The following is a 17,455-nucleotide window of genomic DNA, read 5'->3' as shown; positions in this document are numbered from 1 at the left end:
TTTGGAAGGGATAAATAATTCTACAAAAGTCTTAAAAAGAAATGCTTTTGGCTTTAGAAATTTTGATCGGTTCCGAGCGAAAATATTATTGTCACATCAGTATAAAAGAATAGGGTCTCATGTCGGATAGTAGGCTTTAGTATAAAACCCTTATCATTTTTCGAGGGAATTCCCTCGAAAAATGATAAGGCCACCAAGCGTAGCGCGGTAGCCTAAGATCTATCTACCCCAACATTTGACGTAGAACCTTCATTTTAGAAGATATGAAATGTTAGTGTGATTCCCGGAAATTTCCTTGACTAAATGGAAAGTATAGTGATATTATCATAATACCAACTAAACCTATTGGAATAATATAACTCGTTCTAACTTCGCTAGAACATCGAAAATTCAGATGGAGTCCAACTCCTCCTGAATGAAGTTCCCACCTACGCTACGCTTAGAGGTGGGGGGCTATGCCCCTAAAGAACAAATCAGTTTGATTAAAAATAAATCGTAACTATTAAAAGATATATTGGGGGTTTATGATGACTACATCTATATTTTCAGTAATTTCTGGAGCAGAAGATTTTCACTTTGAGGGAAGTAATATTGGTATCCTATTGTGCCATGGCTTTGTTGGAACACCTCAAAGTATGCGATTTTTAGGAGAAGGATTTTCAAAAGCTGGCTTTACTGTTAGGGCACCTAGGTTGAAAGGACACGGAACTCACTATAAAGATCTAGAGCTAGCAACATTTACAGATTGGATTAAACAACTTGAAGACAACTATATTGATTTAAAAAAGCAGTGTGACGAAGTGTATATTGTGGGCCAATCAATGGGGGGCTTATTATCCTTACTTGTAGCTAGCAGATTTCAGGACGTCACTGGAATCATAACGATTAATGTAGCATTAGAAGTACCTGGGTATGCCCAATATAAAAACAAAAATATTCCTAGATATTTAGAAGAAGGAGCACCGGATATTAAAGATCAATCAATTTTTGAAATTACATATCCAAAGGTTCCTCTCCATGCAATAAAACAGTTACTATCATTAATTGATTATACAACTGATAAATTACCAGCAATAAATAGTCCTTTACTCCTTTTTCATTCAACAGTAGATAATGTTGTACCGCCCAAAAGTACAAATTATGTTTATGACAATGTAAGCTCAATACAAAAGGATATAATTGAATTGAAAAATTCATACCATGTTGCATCAATGGATTATGATCACCCAAAAATCATTTCTGATACAATTAGCTTTATTTCAGAAGTTTCTACGAAAGAGGAGATCACTAGTTTCATAAGTTAAGCTTCGGTTAGATTATAAAAAAGCATTCAGATATTGATTTTCTGAATGCTTTTTTATATAATCACCAGAATTTATAAATTTCTAACTTAGAAACTGTCTAGCTCCAGGCGCCATCAGCTCGACCACTTCAGTCAAGCAACTGACTTCAATTACCTCTTGAAATCCTTCGTTGATTCTTCATGCAGCTTTGCTCCTGCGGTTACTCGTCGCACAAAACACTGCTTCGAGGAAGCTACTACGAAGCCAGTACTTGAAGACGCAGAAGCACGTAAGAAGCCAAAGAGCGGCTTTGCTCTTGAGCAAACGGAGTGGTACAGGAGCAGCTGCTCGTGACCAAGGCGCTTGCGCTTTTCTTGTTATCTAAGCGAGTCTTTTTCAATATTCACTTCCTCAATGAGTTCTTCCATTTGTTCTTCACTCGTATTATGCACTCTATTTTCTATGTTGTTAAATTTTTGATCTACATTTTGTGGATTTGCATCTGCACTTATTCCCATTGCCTTTCCACCACTATCATTAATTATACTTTCTTTTTTCCCATCTGGATGTGTACTTCTAGGTTGAATTCCTTTTTGCAAAGCCATAATTACATCCTCCCTCACTAGTTTTCATTTTAATTTTTACTAACTTTAGTTAAATATTTAATGAATTTTATTTGAAATTCAGTTATCTAATCTCATTAATTAATTTACATTAAACTTTAAATGAAAATATAGCAAATGAACTAAGGTAATATCTTATTGGCGAAAAATATGTTTGTTAAAATTCATTAAACTGAATATTATCTCAAATACAGCAGATAATAGAGTGTCTAGTTAAACTAAGGAAAGGAAAGAAAAAATGACAAAAGTTTTGTATATTACCGCTCATCCTCATGATGATACACAATCTTATAGTATGGCAATAGGGATAGCTTTTATTGAAACTTACAAAGAGGTAAATCCTAATCATGAAATCGTAAACATTGATCTTTACAACGAAAATATTCCAGAAATTGATGTCGATGTCTTCAGTGGTTGGGGGAAGCTTCAATCAGGCAAAGGTTTTGATGAACTTTCTGCAGATGAAAAAGGAAAAGTTGGAAGACTTTCGGAGCTCTGTGATCAATTTATTTCAGCTGATAAGTATGTTTTTGTAACACCACTATGGAATTTTTCTTTCCCACCAGTAATGAAAGCGTATATTGATGCTGTCTCAGTTGCAGGAAAATCGTTTAAATATACTGAACAAGGGCCTGTCGGTCTATTAACTGATAAAAAAGCCTTACATATCCAAGCTAGAGGTGGAATATACTCTGTGGGACCAGCAGCTGAAATGGAAATGGGACATCGTTATTTAAATGTTATGATGCAATTTTATGGTGTACCTTCCTTTGAGGGGTTATTTGTAGAAGGACATGGTGCAATGCCTGATAAAGCTCAGGAAATAAAAGAAAACGCCATTGCAAAAGCTAAAGATTTTGCACATACATTTTAAGGATTATTTCAAAGAGTCAATTCAGAGTTGACTCTTTTTTACTTAAGGTTAGAGTTTCTTTAGATCAATATGTATCCCACTCTTTAGGGGCAGTAAGACCTCCACCTCAAAACGTAAGAAAATCGAGAAGTTTAGGTGGGGGATAAACTGCCCCTAAAGGTCCGATATAGAATAACTTTAATCAGTGAAAGCTGATGATTAGTTATTCTTATGCCTGTGGTATAAGTTGAACTAACAATCAGTGGGGGATGAAGGAAAACCCCCACTGATTGAAGTTCAGCTTTATAAAATTGTAAAAGGCTTTGCTTCATGGGGTGAAAAAATATAGAATTATAGAGAGGCTACATAATATTACTTAATCCCTGTAAGATAAGAGCAAGGCGCCTGGAGCTAGACAGGTTCCAAGTATGGAATTTTATACTTTCTTACATTGAAATAAATAATAGTTCTACTATTTCTTTGGGATATAAGATCCTTAGTAGGAGAAGATAAGCTTGTAAAATAGACTAGCAATTAGTCAGAGATGAAGGGCACACTGATTGATGTTCAGCTTTATTTGAAGCTTTTGGTAATGGTATTATACAGTAAGGAAGGATAAGGTTAAATATGTTTAAAAAATATTTGCCCAACCAATTAGCTTTTCATTACAATCGAAAACTATTTAAATATGATTTAATTGCAGGCTTAACATTGTATGTTATGCTAATTCCTCAAAGCATGGCTTATGCAATGCTTGCTGGTCTTCCACCAGTCATGGGTTTATATGCATCAACAATTCCATTAATTATTTATGCTCTTTTTGCTTCATCTAAGCATTTATCTGTTGGACCTGTGGCTATTACATCTTTACTTGTTTTCTCTGGTGTTTCTGTCTATGCAGAGACAGGTACCTCAGAATATATTTCAATTGTTTTGATTCTCGCTTTAATGGTTGGAATAATTCAACTTCTTTTAGGTACTTTTAAAGGTGGTTTTATCGTCAAATTTATTCCACACTCTGTGTTAAATGGCTACACATCAGCAGCTGCCATAGTGATAGGTTTTAGTCAATTAAAACATTTATTAGGAGTAGAGGTAGGAAATTATTTACAAGTTCAATTTTTGTTATTTGACGTGATAGATAAATTTTCGGAAATTCATATTGTTACATTNCTAGTTGGACTTTTAAGCATTATAGGTCTCCTTTTAATAAAAAAAATGAACCCGAAGTTACCTAGTGCATTAATTATGGTAATGATATCTTTAACAACAGTTATGTTACTACGGTTAGATGAACGAGGGTTACAGATTATTGGAAATGTTCCACAAGGGTTGCCATTGATGATAATTCCGGAAGTAACTATCCAAAAAATCCAAATGTTATTCCCGATGGCATTGACTATTTCTTTAATAGCATTTATGGAGTCTTTAGCCATTTCAAAAGCAATTGCTCGTATCGAAAATTACAAAATTAGTCCTAATAGAGAATTAGTAGCACTAGGTATTTCAAATATTGTTGGTTCTTGTTTTCAATCATTTCCGATTAATGGAAGTTTCTCCAGGACGGCAGTAAACCATCAAGTAGGCGGTAGGACACAAGTAACATCAATTATAACTGGAGTTTGTGTAATTATTACGTTATTATTTTTTACTTCTTTATTTTATTATCTACCAAATGCTGTTTTAGCTGCTATTATTATCGTTGCAGTATACAATTTAATTGATATTAAGGAAATGAAGCACCTTTTTAAAGTAAAGCCTTTAGAAGGTTGGATATGGATCATTACATTTTTCGTTACTTTATTTGTAGGTATACAATGGGGAATTATTATAGGTGCGTTATTTACACTAATTTTATTACTTAACCGAAGCTTTAAACCTAACATTGCTCAGCTAGGGTACGTAAGAAGAGAACAAATTTTTCGTGATATTAAATGGTATCCTGAAGCAATTACTTCAGAAATTGTATTAATTATACGAATCGATTCTTCCCTACACTTTGCAAATATTTCATACCTAGACGAAAAATTAAAGAAATTATATCAACAAAATAGTCAGTCAAAGTGGCTAATTTTAGATATGAGTGGTGTAAATGATATCGATACAGTTTCTATAGAAAAGTTGGAAGAATTAATTAGTTATTTTAAGGAGAGAAACATCATTGTGTTGTTTACAAATATGAAGGGTGCAATACGTGACACCGTTAATAAAGTAGGTTGGCACATAAGGTATAAAGAGCAAAAAAATCATTTAACAGTGAAACAGATATTAAAAGAAAAAGGTATTTACAAGTATTTTGAACATAACGAGACATCTAAAACAAAAAATAAAGAATGGGTTCACGATTATTCTATTTAGTAGTTTTACAATTTCATTAAAAAGACAGGTGCTAACTTTCAAAAGGGGTAGTGTCTGTTTTTTTAGATAGGAGTGATAAATTAATATCTAATCCTAAACGTTTTAATACTTCAGGATATTGTTTCTTTATGGAGAAAATAATGAAATATTAATATAATCCGCAATCGTCCAATCACATATTTATAAAGTTGAATAGGGTATTGAGTGTAAGGTTAATTTTAATGAAAATAAGAAAGGAGTGTTGAAGATGTCTGCACATGTAGGAACTGCAGGTTTCGCGTTAATCCTAGTCTTGTTTATTCTTTTAGTTATTATAGGTACTGCGTACGTTGGATACTAAATATAAATAACTACTCTATGTATCAGGTAACGTGTTAAATACTATCTTATTATTCAATAACTCAAGTGGTATTTCCAAAAAATCACAAAAGACCAATCGATAAAAAATGTATAATAAGATAAAAAGGGAAAGAAAATTATTTTTATGGAAGGAGAATGTATAATGTACGGACATGGTTGTGGTTGCGATCAACCGGTTGGTTATGGCTATGCAGCACCAGCTTACCCAGCACCAACTTACGGTGCTGGTAGAGGATTTGCATTAATAGTGGTGCTATTCATCCTACTTGTAATTATCGGTACAGCTTATGTAACTGCATAACTATAAGTATGCATCAAGAAATAAGTGAAATGAAAAGACGGTTCTTCCATAAAGGATTGAACCGTCTTTATTCATTTAGTATGTCATATTTTATTTTGGTTAGGGTAAATTAGTTCAAAATATTGTCGAATTACTTAATTACTTTGTAGTTCTTATGGGCAATCACTGTTTTTCTCGGCTTGTCATCAGCTTCTTTTATGTCTAACTCAACAGAAGATGAATTATTATATACACCAATAATTTTTCCTTTTTCTCCTTTAAAGTCACCAGCTGTAATTTTAATCATATCTCCGGGTTGTGTTGTAATTTCCTCACTCATCATGAACCCCTCCTAATTTAATCAATTATATCGTTTGCTTGTTTCTGTTTCTTTAACCTTTGTAAAAAAAGTAAAAAATATAGCATTGTATAGTTATTCAAGTTTCGATAATGAAAACCTGTGAAAAAAATTGATGGTTTATGTTACAATCAAGCATAAAGAAAAATAGGTTGTATCACTATAATTTACTAGAAGGAGCAGTAGTCATTTGAATATAAATATCACTCCCAAGAAGATTAAAGAAATGTGTGGAACTGTCTCCTTCAAAAAAGGGATTTCATTCCAACGAGCAAACAACGTTACTTTTAAACATTACCATTCCAATGGATGTGAAGCAACCGTAAAAGGAACAGAAGAGTTTTTTGTTAAAATTGAAACGTTAGGGAACGGGAGGTTACACGCAACATGTAGCTGTCCAAAGTTATTATCATACGAAAAGGATTGTCAGCATATTGCAGCTGTATTACTTTCCATTCATAAACATCAGCAGCAAGGGCTTCCCCCTCTTAATACAAGCGATCTTTCTACTATGGATCAAACATTAACTAATGAGCTGCTCACTCTTTTCAGCGATCGTCCAAAACCTTCAACTAGTCAACAAATTCATTTTGAAAAAAGGCAGATTATTGAAATACTGTTTACGTGTAAACCGGTTTTAATTGAAAAGGGACAATTATTGTTAGGAATCGAGATTAAATATGGACAGACTGTTTTGAAAAATGTTAGAGAGTTTCTAAGAAATGTGAAAGAAAGAAAATCATATAATTTTTCCCCTATATTTAAATATGACCCGAATCATCATTGTTTTGATAAAGATACAGATGCAATCCTTCAACATCTTATTCAAATAACCAATGATGAAGTGACTGAAAAAGAGTTAGCACTAAATCAGTTAAATTATTTATGTATACCACCATCATATTGGGATCGTCTTCTACCAGTTCTTGAACGAGCAAGTTTCGTGAAATGGGAATATCATTCAAATATCTACGACAGTATTTTATTTTCCCAGGAGCCATTAGATCTTCAATTTGAAATAAAAGTAGATGATAGGAAAGGTTATCAATTAAAAATTGATGGACTTCAGCACTTAATTGCGCTACCAGCATATAGTTCTGTCCTCGTTGATGGTAAATTAATTCGTATGAAAAATGATGATTGCAAACGTGTTTTTGAACTCAAACAGATGTTAGAAGCTTCTAGAATTGATAACGTTCCTATTCCAAAGGAGAAAATAAATTTCTTTATCGAAAACGTCATGCCTGGTTTACAAAAAATAGGTAATGTTCAATTGTGTGAGGAAATTTCTAAGGAATTTGTGAAAGCTCCTTTACTGGCAAAGTTGTACTTAGATCGTGTAAATAATCGTCTTCTAGCTGGTCTTGAGTTTCATTATGAACATTTAGTGATTAATCCATTGGAAAACGAGGTAGTAAAAACTAGTCATTTGTTTAGTAGAGATGTGAGTAAAGAAGGAATAATTTTACAACTGATGGACGATAGTGGGTTTGCTAAAACAGATGGTGGATATTTCATGCATAATGAAAAAATGGAGTATGAATTTTTGTATCATATAGTACCGAAATTGGAAAAGCTAGTACAAATTTATGCCACAACATCTGTGAAAAATCGAATTTTTAAAGGGAATGCTATACCGAAGATTAATATTAAGGTAAAAAAAGATCGGACAAATTGGCTAGAATTTAAATTTGATATGAATGGTATATCGGATAATCAAATCCGTGAAATTTTAGCAGCTTTAGAAGAAAAAAGGAAATATTATCGAATGGAAAACGGTTCACTTCTATCGTTGGAGACAAAAGAATTTGATGATATGAAAAGCATTCTAAATACTTTTCCAAACCAACTTGATGATCTAGAAAAAGGTCTTCGTATTCCAATAGCTCGTGGACTTGAAATACTTGATACTGTTGAAGGAAATAGTGTTTTCTCGTTTCAAGAGTCATTTCGCCAGTTTGTAAGTCATTTACGTGACCCTGGAAGCTTGGATTTTGCGGTACCTGAAGTTGTAGAACATGTATTATGCGATTATCAAAAACTGGGCTTCAAGTGGATGAAAACGTTGGCTAACTATGGATTTGGTGGAATATTAGCTGACGATATGGGACTCGGAAAAACATTACAAAGTATTACTTTTATATTATCTGAATTACCTGAGATACGGAAAAAGAAAATGCCGATATTAATTGTTTGTCCATCTTCATTACTGTATAACTGGTTTAGTGAAATTAGAAAGTTTTCACCCGCTGTTAAGGCCGTTGTCATTGATGGTAATAAAAAAAATAGGCTCAAATGTAGGCAGTCAATTGTCGGGATTGATGTGTTAATTACTTCTTACCCACTGTTACGCACGGACATAAAGTGGTATGAGAAAGAAGTTTATCACACTGTGTTTTTTGATGAAGCTCAAGCTTTCAAAAACCCGCTAACACAAACAGCTCGTGCAGTCAAAAAGCTACAGGCACATTATCGGTTTGCACTAACCGGAACCCCTGTTGAAAATTCATTAGTTGAGTTATGGTCCATTTTTCATGTTGTCTTTCCTGAACTTTTTTCAGGATTAAAAGATTATAGTAAGCTTTCAAATGAAGCAATAGCAAGGAGGACAAGGTTATTTTTACTTCGAAGAATGAAAGAAGATGTACTTAATGAACTACCAAAAAAATTCGAAGTTATTGAAAGTGTAGATTTACTTCCAGATCAAAAGAAGCTTTATGCTGCTTATTTATCCAAACTAAAACATGAAACATTAAAGCATCTCAACAAAGAAACCATTAGGAAAAACCGTATTAAAATTCTGGCTGGATTAACGCGGCTACGACAAATTTGTTGTCATCCTGGCTTATTTGTTGATGGATATAAAGGAACTTCATCAAAATATGAACAGTTATTATCAATTCTAGAGCAAGGGAAGCTTTCAGGAAGGAGAGTATTGGTTTTCTCTCAGTTCACAAAAATGTTAGAGCTTATTAGTCGAGAATTAGCAAGGCAAAAAGTGTCTTTTTTCTATTTAGATGGCCAAACTCCATCCGAAGAAAGATTGAAAATGTGCGAACGCTTTAATCGAGGTGATCGAAACTTATTTCTAATTTCATTGAAGGCAGGAGGGACAGGTTTAAATTTAACTGGTGCAGATACTGTTATTTTATATGATAGTTGGTGGAACCCCGCAGTCGAAGAGCAAGCAGCAGATCGTGCTCATCGTATTGGTCAAACAAATGAAGTTCAAGTTATTAAACTAGTTGCCAAAGGCACAATCGAAGAAAAAATGAATGAGCTCCAAGAAAAAAAGAGGCAATTAATTGAAGAAGTACTAAACCCTGTACAAGAAGGAAAATCATCTGTTTTAACTGAAGAAGATATTCGAGAAATATTAATGGTTTAAATATATTGTTGATGACTATGGTATTAATAGGAAATTAATTTAGCACTTTCCACAAAAAAATGGATGGTGCTTTTTAAATGAGTAAAAAATAGGTTTCGCATTTTTGAGTTTTAGAATAATTAACATCTAACTCAATAGACTCTGGATATATGAACAATTAAAGGAAACCCCTCTTATAATGAAAAAAATAAAAGGCATACTAAGAATATTATTTGATGGAGGAGGTATAAATGTGAGTACATTATCTATTTTCGCCTTAGGTGGTTTAAAGGAAATCGGTAAAAATATGTATGCCATCCAATTTAGGGATGAAATAATTGTCATTGACTGCGGTAATAAGTTTCCTGACGAAAGTTTGTTAGGGATTGATTTGATCATTCCTGATATTACGTACTTGTTAGAAAATAAAGATAAAATCAAAGCCTTGATTGTGACGCATGGACATGAAGATCATATTGGTGGAATTCCATTTTTTCTGAAGAAATTGAATGTACCTGTTTATGGAACACGTTTCACGCTTGGATTAATTGAACTAAAATTAAAAGAACATAAACTTATAAGGGAAACTAAATTAGTTGAAATTGACTCAAACTCAAAATTGAACTTTGGAGACATAAGCGTTAAATTTTTCAAAGTAAATCATAGTATTCCTGATTGCTTAGGAATCGTTTTTTATACTCCTGAAGGTGCGATCGTACATACAGGTGATTTTAAGTTCGATTTAACTCCTGCCAATAATGAGTATTCAGATATTCATAAAATGGCTGAAATCGGTAAGAAAGGTGTTCTACTACTTTTATCTGAAAGCACTAATGCGGAACGAAAAGGTTTAACCCCTTCGGAGCAAATGGTAGGCGAACACGTAGTAGAGGCGTTCATGAAAGCAAAACGAAAAGTTATTATTTCTACGTTTGCATCAAATATAAACCGTGTTCAACAAGTAGTAAATGCTGCAAAAAAAACAAATCGAAAACTGGCGTTACTAGGTAGAAGTATGGTAAATGTTGTAACTGTGGCTATGGAACGTGGGTATTTAGATGTACCTGAGGGAACCTTAATTGATCAAGAAGAAATCAACATGATGGATCCTGAGAAAGTAGCTATTTTATGTACAGGAAGTCAGGGAGAGCCGTTGGCTGCTCTAGCCCGTTTATCCAACTCTAGTTTTAGGGGAGTTGAGGTATTACCGGATGACACAATTATATTAGCAGCGGGTCCTATTCCTGGAAATGAAAGGGATGTTTCACGTATTATCGATAACTTCTTTGCTCTTGGAGCGAGGGTTATTTATGGATCTGGTAGTTCCTCTGGTATGCATGTATCTGGTCATGGTTATCAAGAAGATCTAAAGTTAATGCTAACATTAATGAGACCAAAATATTTTATTCCTATTCACGGTGAATATCGCATGCTACATCATCATCGTTTATTAGCGGAATCTGTTGGAGTAGAAGAAGGTCATACTTTTATTATGAGTAATGGTGATGTCGTTGATATCGAAAATTCAGAGGCTCGGATGACAAGAAAAATCCCAGCAGGCAATACCTTTATAGATGGGGTAGGAATTGGTGATGTTGGTGACATTGTATTACGAGACCGCAAGCAACTTTCAGAAGATGGAATGCTCGTTGTTGTTTTAACCTTAAACAAATCGGAAAAAAAGCTAATTTCTGGACCGGATACTATTTCACGTGGGTTTGTTTATGGTGGAGATTCAGAGGAGTTAATCAAAGACGTAAATCGTCTTGTTACAAAAACTGTAAATGAATTGCATGAAGCTAATAAAACACAATGGAATGTGATGAAGCAATCGATAAAGAAATCAGTAGGACAATATTTATTCCAAAAAACGAAGAAGAAGCCAATGATCTTACCGATTATTATTGAGGTTTAACAGTGCAAAAAAGCAGAAGGTAGCGTACAACATAGTGTGTTGCTTTCTGTTTTTTTTACATAATCAGAATTTATAAATTTCTAAACTGTCTAGCTTCAGCGCCTACGAGCTCTCTCACTTCAGGCAAGCAACTGACTTCAATTACCTCTTGAAATCCTTCGTTGATTAGCTTCATGCAGCTTTGCTTCGAGGAAGCTTACTACGAAGCAGTACTTGAAGATGCAGAAGCACGTAAGAAGCCAAAGAGCGGCTTCTGTCAAAGGCCGCCCCAGTGAAGCTCCTACTTGGATTACTTCGAAGTGGCTTTGCGACGAGCAAACGGAGTGGCACAGGAGCAGCTGCTCGTGACCAAGGCGCTTGCGCTTTTCTTGTTTGAAATAAGACCTAAGAGTTTTACGAACAATATTTAAGGAGTGTCTGTTTTAAAAGGATAGAATTTATTGTCAGCAGCAAACCTATAAATTACGTTAGTTCCTAGTTGAAATAAAAGTTAGCCTATCGTTTGTTATAGATGGCAACAAAAATTGAGACAAAATTTAGTTTTCTTTCTATATATTCCGTGTAAAAATGTTTTAAGATATTAGTAGTTTCATTATTTTTTAAAGATAATTTTGGTAATGTAAACAAGGAGTGGGTAGGTTGAGTAAAAGGTGGATATTTTTTTTAGCTATTGTTTTAATCACGGTCATAATAAGTTCTATATGGAATCCAACTAGAAATGTAAAGCCCAAAATAGTAGTTGTTTTAAAAGAATTAGATAGTAATCCATATTGGTATATTGTAAAAGCGGGAGCAGAAAAAGGCTTTGAAGATTTTAATATAGATGGATTAGTTTTTGCTCCTAGTAATGAATATAAAATAGAGGAACAAGAAAATCTTTTAGAAAGTTTACTTAAACAAAATCCAGATGCACTTATTGTTTCTCCTATAGAAGAGTCAATCATTTCTCTGTTAAAAAAATTTAATGAAAAAAATATTCCCGTACTCTTAATAGATACCGATGATCCTTGGGAAAATAAAACCTCTTATATTGGAACGAATAATTTTGACTTAGGTAAGTTAGGCGGAGCGTTATTGGGTACGCAACTACAACCAGGAGATAAAGTGGCTTTAATAACAGGAGATATTGAACAAGTAGTTATAGGTGATCGGATTGTAGGAGCAAAAACTAGTTTAGAAGCTGCAGGGATAACAACAATTCTAAAAACAGATGTACCAAATAATCCATTACAAGCGAAAAGCGAAATGGAAAACCTTTTAGACAAACATCCAGATATTAATGGTGTATATGCGACTACTGATATTTTGGCTATTGCGTCTCATGAAATAATTAATAAAAATGGATATAATAAACCAGTAATAGGGGCAGATGGAATTGTTGAAATGATTAAATTAATAGAAAATGAAACGCTATCAGGAACAGTGGCACAAAATCCGTACGATATGGGATATTTAAGTGTTGAAACTGCTGTAAGAGCAATCAAAGGTGAAAATGTTGAAATGTATGTTGATAGTGGAGTCGATATTATTGTTAGAGGTAATGCAACTCATAGAAAAGACTTCATAAAAAAGATATTGAGGTGAAATAAGATTAACATAAAAATAATAAAGTCAAAATGTAAGTACACTTTTAAGTAAGTACCATTGTAGGAGTATTTTTACAAAGTTATAAAGAGTTAATAGGAAACGCTAAAGGGGTGATAAAAGTCCTTTTCCATTTCTTTAATTTTTGAATCTGGAAGTTTGACGGAGAATGGGGAATTAATTTCACGTAAAATAATGTAGATAATCAGTGTGTGTTGAAAGAAATCCCAACTGATTGAAGTTCAGCTTTTTCAAATTAAATGAACCCAATCTAACAATCCATCATTATTATTAGATTGGGGTAATGTATTTGATTTTATAGGGGGACAACTACTTTTTTCTTTTCTTTAAAATAAACCCATTCTTTGAAACCAATTTCCTTTAGTTTTTCTTTAACTAAATCATAATCGTCACCTACTCGGTCAGGAATGTGAGCATCAGATCCGAAAGTCACATCGACGCCATAATAAAGGGCACGTTCTAACATTTCATTAGAAGGATACCAGCCTCCAACGTCTTTCATTTTGCCAGATGTGTTTATTTCAATCGCAACACCAGCTTGTCCAATGACTTTTAATGTGTGTTCGACAGCTTCTGTTTGGATCGATGAAAAAGCTGGGTAATACCCCTTCATTGCGTCAATATGACCAAGAATTTGGAACAATCCGCTACGCGCTGAGCGCTCAATTAATTGATAGTAAGTTTCTTTCGTACGTATTTTTTCTTTATCGGTAAGGCCTTCCCATCGTCCTTTTTTAAATATATTGATCTCATCGACATGGTGAACGGAGCCAATGATGTAATCAAATGGATACGGTTCGAAACAGGAGCGATAGTTTTCAACATACTCTGGAAAAAAGTCTGACTCAATCCCTAGCAAAACATCAATTTTTTCACTGTAAACTTCTTTGAGATGAAGGACTTCATTCACATAATTTTTAAATTCACTTTTTGGCATTGCGATTCCTGGTAATGGATGATCTTCTTCACTTGAGAAATAAGGGGTGTGATCAGATATTCCGATAACGGTTAGACCCTTTTCAATAGCAGCTTCAATATAATCACGTATTTTTCCTTGGGCATGTCCACACCGATCGTGATGTGTATGTATATCAAATTTCACTTTAGTACTCAAACTCGATCACCTCATGTTATGATTTTGATTATATTTTTTTCCATTTTAATATAAAATTATTAATTATGATACCTGGCACTCCTTAGATATTTATTATTTAGAGATTATTTAAAGCGGTGCCAGGCGTAATCATTCATTTTACTAAGTTTGATATTTAGTCATTATGGAATATTTTAAGATTATTTATTGATGGGATATAGCTTTGATAACTGAATTGATAAATCTTGATCACGCGTAATTAAAAAATTTCGAACTTGATCTTTTTCACTAAGGTGGATGTTAATATCTTTTTCATTTCCAGTAAAATAGACTTTGACACCATCCTTATTTTCTAAAAAGAAATTTTGAAGGCAGTGGGTTGGATTTGTAGATGTTGGAGGTTTAGATCTACAGAAACCACTTTCAAAATTGTGTCTAAAACCTTGTTTTTTAAAAAAAATGAAGATGTCATTAATAAATGGATCTATGAGTATAAAGTCGTGTTTTTCAACGGGGTGGTTTAGTAAGTTTATTTTTAGTTCTGTTTGGATTTGGACAGTCTGTTTTCCAAAAGTAATAGGAGTATAATAGGGTATAGTAAAAGAAATTGGAATAATTTTTTCTTCATGTGGTCTTATTACAAGGGGGTCTGTTACTTTTATTTCTAAGATTGGTTCTGTTATATCGGGGAATTCGGTCATATCATGGTCATATTTATGAAACTCAGAGTCTATGTGAATATAAATTTCTGAAATCTTTTGTTCTGAAATACCGCCAATGATGTGGACTTCTCCTTTAACTTCTTTCCCTCTTTCGATAATGTCTTCAAATAGTACAGTGTTTACCTTTGTAGATCCAATTCCTATTGATGAAAGTAGTTCTTTAAACATGTTCATCAATCCTTTCTATATTATTATTAGACCTATCAAAAAAGTAGTTCATTGTTTGACATTGATTTTTTTTAGTTCTATTCATTATATTCGTCGAAATCCTTTTCGAGTTACTTTTCTTTAAAACAACTTAGCCTTTTTTGTGACGGTATTAGGTGGGTTTATCAATATGTTTTGTCCTTTAGATTTGTAATCCTAAATCTACCTTGACAGGTTCGTGTTTTTATCCCGCTTTTAAGGGTTTTGTTTGAACAAATGCAAAATTTTTGTATATTTACATATGTTTATCTGAGAATAGAAGCTTGAACTCCTCTATACTACGTATAACGGCAGAATCAACATCCTCTATGTAACCACACTCATTACATAATAGGGTTTTACCATTACATTCAATCAGAAAGGAATTGCATTGTACACATGTAATCCCTTTTTTTATTCATCATAGTTATAATCAGGAATTCGTTTATAGGGGGATTCGCTTAAGTGAATAGAAAGCAGTTTTTCCGCAAGATTGGAGTGATTTACTTTCATTTTCGAAGTGTTTAGATTTAACTTATTACAAAAACGATTTAGCTGGGTTGGAAAGATAATTGGTTCATCGATAGGGGCTTGATATAAGTGAAACTCGGGGTTAACAAATACTACGTAGGATTCAACTGAAAGGTTTATTCTAAGGTCTTCGAGTAACCTTTGTAATTGAGTTTCTGTTCGTTTTAACTGAAGTAAAGGGTTCTTACTTTCACTTTTGGGCATCGAATACCAACGGTCAGATTCGATATAATAATTACCTTCATAATTTTTCACATCTAATAGGTAAATTTTCACTGGAGAAATTATCAAGCTATCAATTTGGATATTAGTATTATTAGTTAAAAAGTTCAAAAGTTCAAATCATTTAGGACGAGCCAATCATTAGGTAATTTCTCCAACCACTGATCAAATATTTGTTCACCTTTAAAGCCTTTAACAAGGTGATTATAATAATTCCTTTCGTTTATTGTTAAATTTTTTCTTGCATTTAGAAATTTAAGTATTATTAATTCTCGTGATTCGTGCCGAGGTTTAATAACCATTGACCACACTCCTTTTTTATTTAGTAAAAAATATTTCTGATTTTTACAAGGGTAACGTAAAAGATTTTTTGGTCATAGATTATTCATCCCAATTCTCACTTCGATAAGTGCTGCATATGACTGAAATAACAAGATCGGTTGCGCCAATTAAGTAAAGATTGAAAACACATAGGAGTTAGAAAATTATTTTCAAATTGACTCGAACTTAAGAAAAAAATATAATTGAAATATTATCTTATTGAAAATGCGGGGGGAAACTTGTGAAAGACGTAATTAATAATGCTACACAATCAAAGAATAAAAACTTAGGAAGATTGTTAATATCATGTGTCGATCGACCAGGGATCGTATCATGTGTTTCAAATTTTCTATTTGAAAAAGGGGCAAATATTGTCACTTCCGATCAACATACTACAGATCCACAAGAAGGACAATTTTTTATGAGGATTGTTTTTCATTTGCCTGATTTAAAAAATAAGTTAGATGATCTGAATCAAGATTTCTTACATATTGCTCGGGACTATGATATGCAGTTTGAGATGTATTTAGCTGAAGTGAAAAAGAAAGTTGCAATCTTTGTTTCAAAAGAAGACCATTGTCTACGTGAGCTTTTGTGGCAATCTAATACACTAGACATGGATGTGAAACTTGTTATTAGTAATCATAACGACTCTAAGGAGTTAGTAGAGTCCTACAACATCCCGTTTTACTACTTCCCAGTAACTAAAGATACAAAGGATGAAATTGAATCGAAACAATTAGGAATTTTGAAAGAAAATGATATAGATTTAATTATATTAGCTAGATATATGCAAATTTTGACTCCGAATTTTATTTCACATCACCCTGATAGAATTATCAATATTCATCATTCGTTTTTACCTGCGTTTATTGGGGCTAATCCTTACCAAAGCGCTTACGAAAGAGGGGTTAAAATAATCGGTGCAACAGCTCATTATGTGACTAATGATTTAGACGAAGGTCCAATTATTGAACAAGATGTAGAAAGAGTTTATCACAGCGATCATGCAAAAGAGTTGAAGAGAATTGGAAGTCATATTGAACGTATTGTTCTAGCAAGGGCAGTTTCATGGCACTTAGATGACAAAATCCTTACTTTTAACAATAAAACAATTGTATTTAGGTAAAAATGGGGCTGGGACAAAACCACCTCTTAGATGAAAAAAGCCGGTGAAATTTTACGACGAGTAAAATTTCACCGGCTTTGATTATTTTTAATAAAAATAAGGACCACTTCTGATAAAATAAAGTTACCATACCAAATTTCAACAGAAAGAAGGGTCCTTATGTTTAAAGATTATAACATGAACCAATTAGTTTTGCCTTTAGATTTAGAAGTAAAATTACAAAAAAATGATATTGCCTTCCATGTCCAC

The 17,455-nt window shown here is 33.2% G+C and carries 16 protein-coding genes; 10 read left to right on the top strand and 6 right to left on the bottom strand.

Annotated features, from left to right (window positions below):
• Together BKP45_RS21695 and BKP45_RS14335 are read left to right on the top strand one after the other, a co-directional pair.
• Window positions 1-130, top strand: a 130-nt coding sequence (locus tag BKP45_RS21695) for a transposase (protein WP_139193806.1), incomplete at its 5' end; no start/stop codon positions are given.
• Window positions 131-527: 397 nt separating this feature from the next.
• Entirely contained in the window at window positions 528-1,304 is a 777-nt protein-coding gene (locus BKP45_RS14335; RefSeq protein ID WP_071390383.1) for an alpha/beta hydrolase, read from the top strand.
• Window positions 1,305-1,660: 356 nt separating this feature from the next.
• Here the strand turns inward: BKP45_RS14335 and BKP45_RS14330 are convergent, their stop codons facing one another.
• Entirely contained in the window at window positions 1,661-1,888 is a 228-nt protein-coding gene (locus BKP45_RS14330; RefSeq protein WP_071390382.1) for a hypothetical protein, read from the bottom strand.
• 256 nt (window positions 1,889-2,144) lie between these two features.
• Here BKP45_RS14330 and BKP45_RS14325 point away from each other — a divergent pair, with 256 nt between their 5' ends.
• From BKP45_RS14325 to BKP45_RS14310, 4 genes are all read left to right on the top strand, one after another.
• The gene (locus BKP45_RS14325) at window positions 2,145-2,780 is read left to right on the top strand and encodes an FMN-dependent NADH-azoreductase (protein ID WP_071390381.1); all 636 of its coding nucleotides are present in this window, start codon (window positions 2,145-2,147) and stop codon (window positions 2,778-2,780) included.
• Window positions 2,781-3,386: 606 nt separating this feature from the next.
• A complete protein-coding gene (locus BKP45_RS14320; protein ID WP_071390380.1) occupies window positions 3,387-5,117 on the top strand; it encodes a SulP family inorganic anion transporter in 1,731 nt (576 codons plus the stop codon).
• A gap of 247 nt (window positions 5,118-5,364) precedes the next feature.
• Window positions 5,365-5,457: a YjcZ family sporulation protein gene (locus BKP45_RS14315; protein ID WP_071390379.1), complete on the top strand. Its 93-nt coding sequence runs from the start codon at window positions 5,365-5,367 to the stop codon at window positions 5,455-5,457.
• Window positions 5,458-5,619: 162 nt separating this feature from the next.
• A complete protein-coding gene (locus tag BKP45_RS14310) occupies window positions 5,620-5,778 on the top strand; it encodes a YjcZ family sporulation protein (RefSeq protein ID WP_071390378.1) in 159 nt (52 codons plus the stop codon).
• A gap of 130 nt (window positions 5,779-5,908) precedes the next feature.
• Here the strand turns inward: BKP45_RS14310 and BKP45_RS14305 are convergent, their stop codons facing one another.
• Complete coding sequence (locus tag BKP45_RS14305; protein ID WP_071310689.1) at window positions 5,909-6,097, bottom strand: DUF2187 family protein; 189 nt, start codon at window positions 6,095-6,097, stop codon at window positions 5,909-5,911.
• A 208-nt stretch (window positions 6,098-6,305) separates the two neighbouring features.
• Here BKP45_RS14305 and BKP45_RS14300 point away from each other — a divergent pair, with 208 nt between their 5' ends.
• The 3 genes from BKP45_RS14300 to BKP45_RS14290 all read left to right on the top strand — a co-directional run bounded on the left by BKP45_RS14300 (window position 6,306) and on the right by BKP45_RS14290 (window position 12,981).
• Complete coding sequence (locus tag BKP45_RS14300) at window positions 6,306-9,503, top strand: DEAD/DEAH box helicase (RefSeq protein WP_071390377.1); 3,198 nt, start codon at window positions 6,306-6,308, stop codon at window positions 9,501-9,503.
• A 178-nt stretch (window positions 9,504-9,681) separates the two neighbouring features.
• Window positions 9,682-11,397 carry a ribonuclease J gene (locus BKP45_RS14295; RefSeq protein WP_084787970.1) on the top strand — a complete coding sequence of 572 codons (1,716 nt, stop codon included), beginning with the start codon at window positions 9,682-9,684 and terminating at the stop codon, window positions 11,395-11,397.
• A gap of 639 nt (window positions 11,398-12,036) precedes the next feature.
• Window positions 12,037-12,981: a sugar ABC transporter substrate-binding protein gene (locus BKP45_RS14290; RefSeq protein ID WP_071390375.1), complete on the top strand. Its 945-nt coding sequence runs from the start codon at window positions 12,037-12,039 to the stop codon at window positions 12,979-12,981.
• Between the two features lie 316 nt (window positions 12,982-13,297).
• On the opposite strand, the gene BKP45_RS14285 is transcribed toward BKP45_RS14290, so the two are convergent.
• The 4 genes from BKP45_RS14285 to BKP45_RS14270 all read right to left on the bottom strand — a co-directional run bounded on the left by BKP45_RS14285 (window position 13,298) and on the right by BKP45_RS14270 (window position 16,058).
• Entirely contained in the window at window positions 13,298-14,104 is an 807-nt protein-coding gene (locus BKP45_RS14285; protein ID WP_071390384.1) for a histidinol-phosphatase, read from the bottom strand.
• Window positions 14,105-14,295: 191 nt separating this feature from the next.
• Window positions 14,296-14,985 carry a sporulation protein gene (locus BKP45_RS14280; RefSeq protein WP_071390374.1) on the bottom strand — a complete coding sequence of 230 codons (690 nt, stop codon included), beginning with the start codon at window positions 14,983-14,985 and terminating at the stop codon, window positions 14,296-14,298.
• A gap of 432 nt (window positions 14,986-15,417) precedes the next feature.
• Window positions 15,418-15,867 carry a nuclease-related domain-containing protein gene (locus BKP45_RS23585; RefSeq protein ID WP_071390373.1) on the bottom strand — a complete coding sequence of 150 codons (450 nt, stop codon included), beginning with the start codon at window positions 15,865-15,867 and terminating at the stop codon, window positions 15,418-15,420.
• A complete protein-coding gene (locus BKP45_RS14270) occupies window positions 15,864-16,058 on the bottom strand; it encodes an NERD domain-containing protein (RefSeq protein ID WP_071390372.1) in 195 nt (64 codons plus the stop codon). Before BKP45_RS14270 ends, BKP45_RS23585 begins: the two co-directional genes overlap by 4 nt.
• A gap of 260 nt (window positions 16,059-16,318) precedes the next feature.
• On the opposite strand from BKP45_RS14270, the gene purU reads away from it, so the two are divergent.
• Entirely contained in the window at window positions 16,319-17,206 is an 888-nt protein-coding gene (gene purU / locus BKP45_RS14265) for a formyltetrahydrofolate deformylase (RefSeq protein WP_071390371.1), read from the top strand.
• Window positions 17,207-17,455: the final 249 nt, after the last annotated feature.

The sequence above is a fragment of the Anaerobacillus alkalidiazotrophicus genome (assembly GCF_001866055.1).
Note: the sequence above shows the minus strand (reverse complement) of the source record. Positions and strands in the feature narration are given on the sequence as shown.